13 protein-coding genes are annotated in these 13,318 nt (G+C 75.8%); 12 read left to right on the top strand and 1 reads right to left on the bottom strand.

Going from position 1 to position 13,318, the window contains the following annotated elements; genetic code table 11:
• Positions 1–685, top strand: a 685-nt coding sequence (locus ACI796_RS23055; protein WP_456943549.1) for a phenylalanine--tRNA ligase subunit beta-related protein, incomplete at its 5' end; no start/stop codon positions are given.
• Entirely contained in the window at positions 685–1,491 is an 807-nt protein-coding gene (locus tag ACI796_RS23050) for an SDR family NAD(P)-dependent oxidoreductase (protein WP_456943548.1), read from the top strand. The genes ACI796_RS23055 and ACI796_RS23050, both read left to right, overlap by 1 nt.
• Before the next feature lie 11 nt (positions 1,492–1,502).
• Here ACI796_RS23050 and ACI796_RS23045 read toward each other — a convergent pair whose 3' ends face one another.
• Positions 1,503–2,732 (bottom strand): vanadium-dependent haloperoxidase, encoded by a 1,230-nt coding sequence (locus ACI796_RS23045; protein ID WP_456943547.1) that lies wholly within the window; start codon positions 2,730–2,732, stop codon positions 1,503–1,505.
• 139 nt (positions 2,733–2,871) lie between these two features.
• Here ACI796_RS23045 and ACI796_RS23040 point away from each other — a divergent pair, with 139 nt between their 5' ends.
• From ACI796_RS23040 to tyrS, 10 genes are all read left to right on the top strand, one after another.
• The gene (locus tag ACI796_RS23040) at positions 2,872–3,558 is read left to right on the top strand and encodes a winged helix-turn-helix transcriptional regulator (protein ID WP_456943546.1); all 687 of its coding nucleotides are present in this window, start codon (positions 2,872–2,874) and stop codon (positions 3,556–3,558) included.
• 184 nt (positions 3,559–3,742) lie between these two features.
• Complete coding sequence (argC, locus tag ACI796_RS23035) at positions 3,743–4,795, top strand: N-acetyl-gamma-glutamyl-phosphate reductase (RefSeq protein ID WP_456943545.1); 1,053 nt, start codon at positions 3,743–3,745, stop codon at positions 4,793–4,795.
• Positions 4,792–5,943, top strand: coding sequence for a bifunctional glutamate N-acetyltransferase/amino-acid acetyltransferase ArgJ (gene argJ / locus ACI796_RS23030; RefSeq protein ID WP_456943544.1), 1,152 nt, complete (start codon positions 4,792–4,794; stop codon positions 5,941–5,943). The genes argC and argJ overlap by 4 nt, the downstream gene beginning before the upstream one ends.
• The gene (gene argB, locus ACI796_RS23025) at positions 5,940–6,950 is read left to right on the top strand and encodes an acetylglutamate kinase (protein ID WP_456943543.1); all 1,011 of its coding nucleotides are present in this window, start codon (positions 5,940–5,942) and stop codon (positions 6,948–6,950) included. The genes argJ and argB overlap by 4 nt, the downstream gene beginning before the upstream one ends.
• Positions 6,947–8,137: an acetylornithine transaminase gene (locus tag ACI796_RS23020; protein ID WP_456943542.1), complete on the top strand. Its 1,191-nt coding sequence runs from the start codon at positions 6,947–6,949 to the stop codon at positions 8,135–8,137. The genes argB and ACI796_RS23020 overlap by 4 nt, the downstream gene beginning before the upstream one ends.
• On the top strand, positions 8,134–9,081 hold the full coding sequence (gene argF / locus ACI796_RS23015) for an ornithine carbamoyltransferase (protein ID WP_456943541.1): 948 nt from the start codon (positions 8,134–8,136) through the stop codon (positions 9,079–9,081). The genes ACI796_RS23020 and argF overlap by 4 nt, the downstream gene beginning before the upstream one ends.
• A complete protein-coding gene (locus ACI796_RS23010; protein WP_456943540.1) occupies positions 9,078–9,626 on the top strand; it encodes an arginine repressor in 549 nt (182 codons plus the stop codon). Before argF ends, ACI796_RS23010 begins: the two co-directional genes overlap by 4 nt.
• A complete protein-coding gene (gene argH / locus ACI796_RS23005) occupies positions 9,623–11,068 on the top strand; it encodes an argininosuccinate lyase (RefSeq protein WP_456943539.1) in 1,446 nt (481 codons plus the stop codon). The genes ACI796_RS23010 and argH overlap by 4 nt, the downstream gene beginning before the upstream one ends.
• Positions 11,032–11,712 (top strand): DNA-3-methyladenine glycosylase, encoded by a 681-nt coding sequence (locus ACI796_RS23000; RefSeq protein ID WP_456943550.1) that lies wholly within the window; start codon positions 11,032–11,034, stop codon positions 11,710–11,712. The genes argH and ACI796_RS23000 overlap by 37 nt, the downstream gene beginning before the upstream one ends.
• Positions 11,709–12,989: a tyrosine--tRNA ligase gene (tyrS, locus tag ACI796_RS22995; protein WP_456943538.1), complete on the top strand. Its 1,281-nt coding sequence runs from the start codon at positions 11,709–11,711 to the stop codon at positions 12,987–12,989. Before ACI796_RS23000 ends, tyrS begins: the two co-directional genes overlap by 4 nt.
• The last annotated feature ends 329 nt before the right edge of the window (positions 12,990–13,318 follow it).

Here is a 13,318-nt window from a genome sequence, read left to right as displayed (position 1 = left end):
CCCCCCCCCCCCCCCCCCCCCCCCCCCCCCCCCCCCCCCCCCCCCCCCCCCCCCCCCCCCCCCCCCCCCCCCCCCCCCCCCCCCCCCCCCCCCCCCCCCCCCCCCCCGCGGCTGGTGGGGTCCCGGCCGGGCCGCGGGCTGGGCCGACGCCGTCCAGGCCGCCCGGCTGGTGGCCGCCGCCGCGGGCGTCGAGCTGTTCGTCCGCCCCGGCGAGCAGGCGCCGTGGCACCCGGGCCGCTGTGCCGAGCTCGTCGTCGACGAGCGGGTGGTCGGGTACGCCGGCGAGCTGCACCCGCGGGTCTGCGCGGCCCTCGACCTGCCGGCCCGCACCTCGGTGATGGAGCTCGACGTCGACGCCCTCCCGCCGGCCGCGGTCCCGGTCGGGCCGCGCATCTCGACGTTCCCGCCGGTCTTCCTGGACCTGGCCTTCGTCGTGCCCGACGAGATCACCGCCGCGCACGTCGAGTCGCTGGTCCGCGGGGGAGCGGGGGAGCTGTTCGAGGCGGTGCGCCTGTTCGACGTGTACTCCGGCCCGCCGGTCCCGCCCGGGTCGCGGTCGCTGGCGTACTCGCTGGTGCTGCGCGCGCCGGACCGCACGCTGACCGCCGAGGACGTCGCCCGGGTGCGCGAGGGCATCGTCGCCGTCGTCGAGCTGCAGGGGATCACCCTGCGCAGCGGCGACTGATGGCGGACCTCACCGGCCTGGTCGCGCTCGTCACCGGGGCCTCGGCGGGCATCGGCCGGCACGTGGCCGAGGGGCTGGCCGCGCGCGGCGCCGCCGTCGCCGGGATCGCCCGCGGGCCCGAGCGGCTGCGGACGGCGATGGCCGAGGTCGCCGCCGCCACCGGCGCGCGCACCCTGGCGCTGCCCGCCGACGTCACCGACCGCACCGCCGTCGACGCCGCCGTCGCCGAGGTGGTCCGCGAGCTCGGGCCGGTCGGCCTGCTGGTGAACAACGCCGGCCTCATCGACGCCGCCGAGGTGCCGCTGTGGGAGGCCGACCCCGACCAGTGGTGGGAGGTCGTGGAGAGCCAGGTGCGCGGGCCGTTCCTCGTCGCCCGCGCCGTCCTGCCCGGGATGGTCGCCGTCGGCGGCGGCCGGGTGGTCGACCTCGCCAGCGGGATCAGCACCCGCGCCAACCCCCACTACAGCGCCTACTCGGCGGGCAAGACCGCGCAGATGCGCATCACCGAAGCGATCGACCTGGCCGGCGCCGCGCACGGCGTGCGCGCGTTCGACCTGGCGCCGGGCGTCGTCGACACCGGGATGACCCGCGCCATGCCGATGCACGAGGGCCGCACCGACTGGACCCGGCCCGAGGACGTCGTCGACGTGGTGGTGGCGATCGCCGCCGGGGAGCTGGACCAGTGGTCGGGGCGGTTCTTCCGCGCGGGCGTCGACGACCTCGACACGCTCCGCGCCACCGCGCCGGCCGGCGACGCGCGGAGGCTGCGGCTGCTCCCGTACGGCGACGGCGACCCGCTGGGCTGACGCGCGCCCGGCTACCGGTCGGACTCCAGCACCGCCCGCCCGACCGCCCGGCCGATGTCGGCCCCGTCGACGGTGGAGAACCGGAAGTGCAGCCCGCCCCACACGCGCGCGTCGACCACCTCGGAGACCACCTGCTCCGGGGAGCTCCAGGTGTGCGTGTCGGCGACCGCGGGAGGCGTGCCCCGGACGCTGGTCATCGTCAGTGAGAACGGCCCCCGCCCGTCCAGCCCGTCGATGACCGTGACCAGTGCGGTCGTCGCGCAGGCGTGGTTGCTCGGGTACTCGGGGAAGTTGGGCGTCGGCACCAGCGAGGTCCAGCCCGGCTCGGCCGGGGTGCGGGGGTTGCCGTCGGTGTCACCGGCGGGGACGGCCCCGATCGGCCGCCAGAAGTCGTACCGCACCTTGGCGTCGAAGCAGGCGATGAGCGCGTCGGTGCTCGCGGTGTCCACCAGGGCGAACAGCCGAGCCGTGGCCAGCGCGTCCAGACCCTCCTGCTCGCTGTAGCCGCGCAGCGCCCGCTGGCTCTGCACCGCCGGCGGATCGGCCCAGAACAGGGCCACGGCCGTCTGCTCGGGGGTGCGCTGCGTCGACGACGCACCGCCGAGGACCCTGACCTCCTCGTAGTCCCGGGCGTACAGGTCGCTGGTGAGCGCCGGCGGGCCAGCCGGCCGGAGCGCCGAGGGGGAGTCGAGCACGAAGGGCCGCACCCGGGCGAGCCAGGTCGCGACCGCCGGCACGTTCGGGTCGGCCGGCGCCCACGCCCCCGGACCCGACGCCGTCAGCGGCGGGGGCGGACCGTTGAGACCGTCGTCCTCCCGCTCTCGGAGGAGCGCCGCGGCGGCGGCCTCCCCGAGGGCGATGCCGCGGGCCTCGGCGGCCCCGTCCGGGACCTCGGCCAGCGCGGCGGTGTACCGGTCCCGCAGGGCCTGTGCCTGGGCCGGGAAGTGGTGGACCAGCACCGTGGAGGCCGCGGCGGCGACCGCGGCGGGGACCGAGGCGTCGTCGTCGTGGACGGCGTCCCCGACGGCGTCGTACACCGCACGGTGCACGTAGGTCAGGTACAGGGGGCCCACCGGACCCGGGACGGGTGGGACCGCGGCGACGATCGTGTCGACGGCGACGGCGTTCCACGCGCGGACGCTGGCCCCGTCGGGCACGCCGTGCGCCGCAGCGGGGGAGACCGACGTCAGCGTCACCGTCAGGACGGCCGCCGCGACGGCGGTGGGCAGGGACCGGCGCATGGGGACTCCTCGGCCGAGGCGTGGTCCGTCGAGTCCACTCCTCCGGATCCGGCACCGTCAGTCCGGAAAACGGACTCGTACGGACGTGCCGCGTCCTCGGTCACCCCACGGGGGCCCTCGCGGGTGGAGGGTGTCCGTCATGGGTGGCTACGGTCAGTACTGCCCCCTGGCGCTCGGGGCCGAGGTCTTCGCCCAGCGGTGGACGCCGATCATCATCCGGAACCTGGCCCTGGGGTGCGTCCACTTCGGCGACATCCTCGACGGCGCCCCCGGGCTCTCGCGCAGCGTCCTGGCCCAGCGGTTGCACACGCTGGAACGGGACGGCGTGGTCGAGCGGAGGCGGTCGGGCCGGACCACGGAGTACACCCTGACCCGGATGGGGCGGGAACTGGACGACGTCTGCTCCGCGCTGGGGAGGTGGGGGGCGAGGTGGCGCGAGGTGGCGCCGGGCGACCACGACCCCTACCTCGCACTCTGGACCCTCGCCCGGCTGATCGACCCGGCGTCCCTGCCGCGGCCCCGGGTGGTCGTGCGGTTCGACGTCCGGCGCTCCCGGGCGCCGCACCACCTCTGGCTGCTGCTCGACCGGACGGGCAACGAGGTCTGCGTCGCGCCGCCCGGGTTCCCCGACGACGGCGTGGTCACGACCGACGTCGGCTCGCTCGTGCGGTGGTGCGCCGGCCGGCTCGGGCTCGCCGCGGCCCAGGAGTCCGGCCGGATGGCGCTGGCCGGGCCGCCGTGGCTGGAGCGCGAGCTGATCCGCTGGGGAGGGCTGAGTCCCTACGCGGGGGTGGAACCCGCGCGGTCCGCCCACCTCGTCTCCTGAGCGCGCCATCTCCTGAGTGCGCGCCGTCTCGTGGGTGTGCAGAGCGCGACCGACGGGAGTGGCGACCTCCTCTCCGGGACGGTCGTGCTCTGCCCACACCTGTGGGCAGAGCACGGGCGGGCGCGAGGACACCTCGGGACCCCGGTCATGAAAGGTCATGCACGGGCCTGTATGGTCATGCATCGTGAGCACAGGGCAGACGTGGACGGTCGGGGTCACCGGCGCCACCGGGTACGCGGGAGGAGAGGTGTGCCGGCTGCTGGCCGGGCACCCGCACCTCCGCCTGGCCGGGGTGCACGCGAACAGCAGCGCCGGCCGACGCCTCGGTGAGCTGCAACCGCACCTGCTGCCCTTCGCCGACCTCGAGGTCCGGCCGAGCGCACCCGGGGACCTCGCCGGCTACGACGTCGTCGTCCTCGCGCTCCCGCACGGGGAGTCGGCCGCGATCGCCGCGCAGCTGTCCCCGGACACCCTGGTCATCGACTGCGGCGCCGACCACCGGCTGGCCGACCCGGCCGCCTGGGCCCGCTGGTACGGCGGCGACGCCGGCGCGCCGCACCCGGGGACGTGGCCCTACGGCCTGCCCGAGCTCCCCGGCCAGCGGGAGCGGCTGGCCGGTGCGCGGCGGATCGCCGTCCCCGGCTGCTACCCGACCTCGGTCACCCTCGCGATGGCCCCGGCGCTGGCCGCCGGGCTGGTCGAGCCGGACGTCGTCGTGGTCGCCGCCTCCGGCACCTCCGGCGCGGGCAAGGCGACCAAGCCGCACCTGCTCGGCAGCGAGGTGATGGGCTCGGTCAGCGCCTACGGCGTCGGCGGCGTGCACCGGCACACCCCGGAGATGGCGCAGACGCTGGGCGCGGCCGCCGGGGAACCGGTGCGGATCAGCTTCACCCCGACCCTGGTGCCGATGAGCCGGGGCATCCTCGCCACCTGCTCGGCGCCGCTGCGGCCCGGGACCGACGCCGACGCCGCGCGGGCCGCCTACCAGAAGGCCTACGCCGACGAGCCGTTCGTGCACGTGCTGCCCGAGGGCCAGTGGCCGACGACGGCGCAGGTGCTCGGCGCGAACACCGTCGCGGTGCAGGTCGCCGTCGACCCGGACGCCGGCCGGCTGGTCGTCGTCGCCGCGGTCGACAACCTCACCAAGGGCACCGCGGGCGGCGCGATCCAGAGCGCCAACATCGCCCTCGGCCTGCCCGAGACCGCGGGCCTGCCGCTGGTGGGGGTGGCCCCGTGAGCGTCACCGCACCGCAGGGCTTCCGGGCCGCCGGCGTCGCGGCCGGGCTCAAGAGCACCGGCGCGGCCGACGTCGCGCTGGTCGTCAACGACGGGCCGCAGGACAGCGCCGCCGCCGTCTTCACCACCAACCGCTTCCCGGCCGCGCCGGTGCAGTGGAGCCGGCAGGTGCTGTCGACCGGCCGGCTGCGGGCGGTGGTCCTCAACTCCGGCGGCGCCAACGCCTGCACCGGCCCCGAGGGCTTCCAGGACACCCACGCCACCGCCGAGCACGCCGCGGCCGAGCTGGGGCTGGGCGCGATCGACGTCGCAGTCGCCTCCACCGGGCTGATCGGCGTCCGGCTGCCGATGGACAGGCTGCTGCCCGGGGTCACCGACGCGGCCAAGGCGCTGTCGGCCGACGGCGGTCCCGACGCCGCCCGGGCGATCATGACCACCGACTCGGTGCCCAAGACGACGGTCGTCGAGCGGGACGGCTGGTCGGTCGGCGGCATGGCCAAGGGCGCGGGCATGCTCGCGCCGAGCCTGGCCACGATGCTCGTCGTCCTCACCACGGACGCCGCCGTCGAGCCCGCCGTGCTGCAGCAGGCGCTCGAGGCCGCGACCGGCGTCAGCTTCGAGCGGGTCGACTCCGACGGCTGCCTGTCCACCAACGACACCGTCGTCGCGATGGCCAACGGCGCCAGCGGCGTCGGCCCGGCCGCGGAGGAGGTCGCCGAGGCGCTCACCGCCGCGGCCACCGACCTCGCCATGCAGCTGCTCGCCGACGCCGAGGGCTCGACCAAGGACATCGCGATCACCGTGCGCAACGCGGCGACCGTCGAGGACGCGCTCACCGCCGGCCGGGCCTGCGCCCGCAACAACCTGCTCAAGACGGCGCTGTTCGGCAACGACCCGAACTGGGGCCGGGTGCTGGCCGCGATCGGCACCACCGACGCCGCCTTCGAGCCCGACCGCGTCGACGTGACCATCAACGGCGTCACCGTGTGCCGGGGCGGCGCGATCGGCGACCCGCGCGAGGGCGTCGACCTCACCGGCCGGGCGATCACCATCGACGTCGACCTGGGCGCCGGCACCGAGCAGGCGACGATCTGGACCAACGACCTGTCCCTCGCCTACGTGCACGAGAACTCGGCCTACTCGACGTGAGCACCCACGAGAACACCCACGAGGACCCCACCCCGCCCGACGTCCGGGTCGACGAGGCGCCTCCGCCGCGCCGGCGGATCGGCACCACCCGGGTCATGCGCACCTACGACCCGGAGGGCGACGCCCGCAAGGTCGCCGTCCTCACCGGCGCGCTGCCGTGGCTGCGCGAGTTCCACGGCAACGTCGTGGTGATCAAGTACGGCGGCCACGCGATGGTCGACGAGGAGTGCCGCCGCGCCTTCGCCGAGGACATGGTGTTCCTCCGGACCTGCGGGATCCTGCCCGTCGTCGTCCACGGGGGCGGGCCGCAGATCACCGAGATGCTCGGCCGGCTCGGCATCGAGAGCGAGTTCCGCGGCGGCCTGCGGGTGACCACCGACGAGACCGTCGAGGTGGTCCGCATGGTGCTCACCGGCCAGGTCACCCCGGAGGTGGTCGGGCTGGTCAACCAGCACGGCCCGCTCGCGGTGGGCCTGTCCGGCGAGGACGGCGGCCTGTTCACCGCCGAGCGCACCCAGGCGCTCGTCGACGGGCGGCCGGTCGACGTCGGCCGGGTCGGGGACGTCGTCGCGGTCGACCCGACGCCGGTCACCGCGCTGCTGCAGTCCGGGAAGATCCCGGTGGTCGCCACGGTCGCGCCCGACCGCGACGGCCTGGTGCACAACGTCAACGCCGACACCGCCGCCGCCGCGCTCGCCGTGGCGCTCGGGGCGGTGAAGCTCGTCGTCCTCACCGACGTCGAGGGCCTCTACGCCGACTGGCCCGACCGCGACTCGCTGGTCCAGCAGATCGACGCCGCCGAGCTCGCCGAGATCCTGCCGACGCTGGACGCCGGGATGATCCCGAAGATGGCCGCCTGCCTGCGGGCGGTCGAGGGCGGGGTGAAGCGGGCGACCGTCGTCGACGGCCGCACCCCGCACGCCCTGCTGCTGGAGATGTTCACCACCGAGGGCACCGGGACGATGGTCGTCCCCGCCCACACGCTCAGCGGAGAGGAGCCGGCATGACCCACACGGAGGAGCTGGCCACCCGCTGGTCGGCCGTGATGATGGGCAACTACAAGACGCCGCCGGTCGCGCTCGCGCGCGGCGAGGGCGCCACCGTCTGGGACGTCGACGGCCGCGAGTACACCGACCTGCTCGGCGGCATCGCGACGACGATCCTCGGCCACGCCCACCCGAAGGTGACCGAGGCGATCACGCGGCAGGCGCAGACCCTCGGGCACGTCTCCAACCTGGCGATGCACGAGCCCGGTGTCACGCTCGCCGAGCGGCTGCTGGAGCTGGCCGGCCGGCCCGGGCGGGTGTTCTTCTGCAACTCCGGCGCCGAGGCCAACGAGGCCGCGTTCAAGATCAGCCGGCTCACCGGGCGGCCCGAGGTGGTCACCGCCGAGGGCGCCTTCCACGGCCGGACGATGGGCGCGCTCGCGCTCACCGGGCAGCCGTCCAAGGCCGCCGCGTTCGCCCCGCTGCCCGGCGGGGTCCGGTACGTGCCCTACGGCGACGCCGGCGCGCTGGCCGGCGCGGTCGGCGGGCAGACCGCGATGGTGCTGCTCGAGCCGGTGCTCGGCGAGGGCGGCGTGCTGCCCGCGCCGCCGGGCTACCTCGCCGCCGCCGCCCGCACCGCCGCGGACGCCGGCGCGCTGTTCGCCGTCGACGAGGTGCAGACCGGCACCGGCCGCACCGGCCACTGGTTCGCCCACCAGGCCGACGGCCTGCAGCCGGACGTGGTCACGCTGGCCAAGGCGCTCGGCGGCGGCCTGCCGATCGGCGCCACGCTCGCGTTCGGAGACGCCGCGGAGCTGCTGACCGCGGGCTCCCACGGCTCCACCTTCGGCGGCAACCCGATCGCCGCCGCCGCCGCGCTCGCCGTCCTCGACACGATGCGCGACGAGGGCCTGCTCGAGCGGGCCAAGGAGCTCGAGCACCGGTTCACCGCGGGCATCGAGGGCCTCGGTCACACCGGCGTCGGCGGGGTACGGGGGAGGGGCGCGCTGCTCGGCGTCGTCCTCACCGCCCCGGTCGCCGCCGCGCTGGAGGCGCGGCTGCGCGCCGCCGGCTTCCTCACCAACGCCGTCGCCCCCGACGTGCTCCGCCTGGCGCCCTCCCTGGTCCTCACCGACGCCCAGGTCGACGCCTTCGTCGCCGCCCTCCCGGCGGCCCTCGACACCGCCCTGCAGGAGAACGGCCAGTGACCCGGCACCTGACCCGCGACGACGACCTCACCCCCGACGAGCAGGCGGAGGTCCTCGCCCTCGCCGCCGAGCTCAAGCGCACCCGGCACACCGACGCCGCGCCCACCCCGCTGCGCGCGGCGAACGGCGTGCCCCGCGCGGTCGCCGTGCTGTTCGACAAGCCCTCCACCCGCACCCGGGTGTCGTTCTCGGTCGGCGTCGCCGAGCTCGGCGGGTACCCGCTGGTGATCGACGCCGGGTCCAGCCAGCTCGGCCGCGGCGAGCCGGTCGAGGACACCACCCGCGTGCTCGACCGGCAGGTCACCGCGATCGTGTGGCGCACCTTCGGCCAGGACCGGCTGGAGACCATGGCCGCCACCAGCCGGGTGCCGGTGGTCAACGCGCTCACCGACGACTTCCACCCGTGCCAGATCCTGGCCGACCTGCAGACGGTGGCCGAGCACAAGGGCTCCCTCGCCGGCCGGTCGCTGACCTACCTCGGCGACGGCGCCAACAACATGGCGCACTCGTACCTGCTCGGCGGCGCCACCGCCGGCATGCACGTGCGGATCGGCTCGCCCGAGGAGTACCGGCCGGCGCCGGAGGTGCTGAAGCGGGCCGAGGAGATCGCCGCCGAGACCGGCGGCTCGGTGCAGTGGACCGCCGACGCCGCGGCCGCCGCCGACGGCGCCGACGTCCTCGCCACCGACACCTGGGTCTCGATGGGCCAGGAGGACGAGTACGACACGCGCGTCGCGCCGTTCCTGCCCTACGCCGTCGACGACGCCGCGCTGGCCCGCGCCGCCGACGACGCCCTCGTCCTGCACTGCCTGCCCGCCTACCGCGGCAAGGAGATCGCCGCCGACGTCATCGACGGCCCGCAGAGCGTCGTCTGGGACGAGGCCGAGAACCGGCTGCACGCGCAGAAGGCCCTGCTCACCTGGCTGCTGGAGCGATCCGGGTGACCGGGGCGCTGACGCGGTCGGCGCGGCAGGCCCGCATCGCCGAGGTCATCACCGCGCGGCCGGTGACCTCGCAGACCCAGCTCGCGGCGCTGCTGGCCGAGTCGGGCATCGAGGTCACCCAGGCCACGCTCTCGCGCGACCTGGAGGAGCTCGGCGCGGTCAAGCTGCGCGGCTCCGACGGCGCCCCGGCGTCCTACGTGCTGCCGCCGGAGAACGCCCCGCTGCGCCCCGCGCAGGCCGCCCCCGCCCGCCTCACCCGGCTGCTCGGCGACCTGCTCACCAGTGCCGAGGGCAGCGCCAACCTCGCCGTGCTGCGCACCCCGCCCGGCGCCGCGCAGTTCCTCGCCTCGGCGCTGGACAAGGTGGGCCTGCCCGACGTCCTGGGCACCATCGCCGGGGACGACACGCTGCTCGTCGTCTCGCGCGAGCCCGACGGCGGCCCGGCCCTCGCCCGGCGCCTGCAGTCGCTCGCGGGACGCGCGCCCGGCGAGCCGCCGCACCTGACCGACGAGACCGACGACCCCGCTGGAGGATCAACCCCGTGACCGACCCGACCGCCCCCGCCTCGCAGACCCGGCTCTGGGGCGGCCGCTTCGGCGGCGGGCCGTCGCCGGCCATGGCGGCGCTGTCGAAGTCCACCGACGTCGACTGGCGGCTGGCCCCCTACGACCTCGCCGGCTCCCGCGCCCACGCCCGGGTGCTGCACCGCGCCGGCCTGCTCACCGACGACGAGCTCGCGCAGATGGTCGGCGCGCTCACCGAGCTCTCCGCCGAGGTCGCCGCCGGCACCTTCGCGCCGGTCGAGGCCGACGAGGACGTGCACGAGGCGCTGGAGCGCGGCCTGATCGCCAAGCTCGGCACCCTCGGCGGCAAGCTGCGGGCCGGCCGGTCCCGCAACGACCAGGTCGCCACCGACCTGCGGCTGTACCTGCGGCACAACGTGCGCGCGCTGGTCGGCGAGCTGGCCTCGCTGGAGTACGCCCTGATGGGGCTGGCCGAGCGGTACCTGGAGGTCCCCGCGCCCGGCATGACCCACCTGCAGCACGCCCAGCCGGTGCTGGTCAGCCACCAGCTGCTCGCGCACGCGCACGCCTTCGCCCGCGACGTCGACCGGCTGCTCGACTGGGACCGCCGCGCCGCCGTCAGCCCGCTCGGCTCCGGCGCGCTGGCCGGCTCCTCGCTGCCGCTGGACCCCGACGCCGTCGCCGCCGAGCTCGGCTTCGACCGGGCGGCGGAGAACTCGATCGACGCGGTCAGCGACCGCGACTTCGCCGCCGAGTTCTGCTTCGCCGCCGCGATGGTCGGCGTCCACCTGTCCCGGCTGGGGGAGGAGGTCGTGCTCTGGACCTCGACCGAGTTCGGCTGGGCCCGCCTCGACGACGCCTGGGCGACCGGGTCGTCGATCATGCCGCAGAAGAAGAACCCCGACATCGCCGAGCTCGCCCGCGGCAAGTCCGGCCGGTTCGTCGGCAACCTCACCGGCCTGCTCACCATGCTCAAGGGCCTGCCGCTGGCCTACGACCGCGACCTGCAGGAGGACAAGGAGCCGGTCTTCGACTCCCTCGAGCAGCTGCTGCTCCTCCTGCCCGCGGTCACCGGCATGGTCGCGACGCTCACCCTGCGCCCGGAGGTCCTCGAGGCCGCCGCGCCGCAGGGCTTCGCGCTGGCCACCGACGTCGCCGAGTGGCTGGTCAAGCACGGCGTCCCGTTCCGCTCGGCGCACGAGATCTCCGGCGAGATGGTCGCCGTCTGCGAGGCCGCGGGCCTCGAGCTCGACCAGCTCGACGACGACCGGCTCGCCGGCATCGACGAGCGGCTCACCCCCGCCGTCCGGGAGGTGCTGTCGGTGCGGGGCGCGCTGGCCGCCCGCGACACCCGCGGCGGGACGGCGCCCGACCGGGTCGCCGCCCAGCTCGCCGCGCTCAAGGACGTCGTCGCCGCGCACGGCCGCTGGTCGGCCGACTCGCCCGTGGCGGCCGCGCTCTGAGCTCGCCGGGCCGCCTGCTGACGGCGGAGGAGCTGCTCGGGCCGGTCGACGACGTCGCCCCGGCGCTGCTGGGGTGCTGGGTGGTCACCGACCGGCCCGAGGGGACCGTCGCCGTCCGGCTCACCGAGGTCGAGGCGTACTCGGGGGAGGGGGAGGACCCGGCGTCGCACGCGCACCGCGGCCCGACCCCGCGCGCGGCGATCATGTTCGGCCCGCCCGGGCGGCTGTACGTGTACTTCAGCTACGGCGTGCACTGGTGCGCGAACGTCGTCGTCGGTCCCGCCGGCCGCGGCTCCGCGGTGCTGCTGCGCGCCGGCGAGGTGGTGGTGGGGGAGGAGGTCGCGGCCCTGCGCCGTCCCTCCGCGCGCGTGCCCCGCGACCTGGCCCGCGGCCCGGCCCGGCTGACCGCGGCGCTGGCGATCGGCCCGGGGGACGGCGGCGCCGACGTCCTCGACCCCGCCTCGCCGGTGCGGCTGCACGCGGGGAAGCGGCCGGACGCCGTCTCGGCCGGGCCACGGGTGGGGATCAGCCGGGCCACCGAGCTGCCGTGGCGGTTCTGGGAGACGGGTGCGCCGTCGGTGAGCGCCTTCCGCCCAGGCGGGCAGCGCCGGCGCCGCGCCGCCGGGCAGACTGGTACCTCGTGACCTCCTCCGTCCTCGACGAACTACAGCGCCGCGGGCTCATCGCCCAGACCACCGACGAGGACGCGTTGCGCGCCCACCTCGCCGAGGGGCCGGTCACCTACTACTGCGGCTTCGACCCGACCGCCCCGAGCCTGCACGTCGGGCACCTGGTGCAGGTGATGGTGCTGCGGGCGCTGCAGCGCGCCGGCCACCACCCGGTGGTCCTCGTCGGCGGCGCCACCGGGCTGATCGGCGACCCGCGCCCGACCGCCGAGCGGCAGCTCAACGACCGCTCCACCGTGGCCGGCTGGGTGGACAGCATCCGCCGCCAGCTGGCGCCCTTCCTCGACCGGCCCGCCGAGCACGAGGGCCTGCCCGCGCCGGTCTACGTCGACAACCTGACCTGGACCGAGCCGCTGTCGGCCATCGACTTCCTCCGCGACCTCGGCAAGCACTTCCGCGTCGGCCGGATGCTGGCCAAGGAGGCGGTGTCCGCGCGGCTGAACTCCGAGGCCGGCATCAGCTACACCGAGTTCAGCTACCAGATCCTCCAGGCGCACGACTTCCTGCAGCTGTTCCGCCGCCACGGCGTCACGCTGCAGACCGGCGGCTCGGACCAGTGGGGCAACCTCACCGCCGGGATCGACCTGGTCCGCCGGGTGGAGGGCGCCTCGGTGCACGCCCTGTCCACCGTGCTGGTCACCAAGTCCGACGGGCAGAAGTTCGGCAAGAGCGAGGGCGGCACCGTGTGGCTCGATCCCGCACTCACCTCGCCCTACGCGTTCTTCCAGTTCTGGCTCAACGCCGACGACGCCGACGCGCTCACCTGGCTGCCGCAGTTCTCCGAGCGCCCGGCCGAGGAGGTCGAGGCGGTGCTGGCCGAGAGCCGGGAGCGGCCGGCGTCGCGTGCGGCGCAACGGGCCCTGGCCGAGGAGCTGACCGCGCTGGTCCACGGGCCCGAGGAACTCCGCCAGGCAGAGGCAGCCGGGCGCGCGCTGTTCGGCCGGGACGACCTGACCGGCCTCGGCGCCGAGACCCTCGGCGCCGCCCTGCGGGAGGCCGGCAGCGTCACCGTGGACGGCGAGACCCCGACCGTGGCCCACCTGCTCCAGCAGACGGGGCTCGTCTCGAGCCTGTCCGAGGCCCGCCGGACGGTGAAGGAGGGCGGCGCGTACCTCAACAACGAGCGGGTGACCGACGCCGACGCCGTCCCGGCCGAGGAGGCGTGGCTGCCCGGAGGGTGGCTGGTGCTGCGCCGGGGCAAGCGGTCCGTCGCCGGGGTGCAGCGCGTCTCCTGAGGACGTCCTGCCGCGTGAACGCCATGTGACACGCCGGTTCCGGAACGGTGTCTGGCGTCACGCGGAGTGGGTTTGACACGCTCCCGACAGGCACGTAACTTTCTCTCTGCGCGCCGCACGGCCCGGGAGGGTCGGAGCGGAGGATCCCCTCGAGGGAACACTCCGGACGGGCGCAGAGTTGGACAAGAAGCCTCCAGCAGAACCCGAGAGGGTCGAGTTGGTGTGCGTCCGCTCCTTGAGAACTCAACAGCGTGCCGAAAGTCAGTGCCAAGTAACAAACCCCCGTGGCCTGGCCGGTGTGTCCGGTCGGGTTGTGGGTTCCTTTGGTT

It is taken from the genome of Geodermatophilus sp. SYSU D00525 (genome assembly GCF_054050475.1).
Note: the sequence above shows the minus strand (reverse complement) of the source record. Positions and strands in the feature narration are given on the sequence as shown.

Excerpts from the sequence above, each read along its gene's own strand:
- ACI796_RS23050 (WP_456943548.1), top strand. The coding sequence starts at position 685 with ATGGCGGACCTCACCGGCCTGGTCGCGCTCGTCACCGGGGCCTCGGCG.
- ACI796_RS23045 (WP_456943547.1), bottom strand. The coding sequence starts at position 2,732 with ATGCGCCGGTCCCTGCCCACCGCCGTCGCGGCGGCCGTCCTGACGGTG.
- ACI796_RS23040 (WP_456943546.1), top strand. The coding sequence starts at position 2,872 with ATGGGTGGCTACGGTCAGTACTGCCCCCTGGCGCTCGGGGCCGAGGTC.
- ACI796_RS23020 (WP_456943542.1), top strand. The coding sequence starts at position 6,947 with ATGACCCACACGGAGGAGCTGGCCACCCGCTGGTCGGCCGTGATGATG.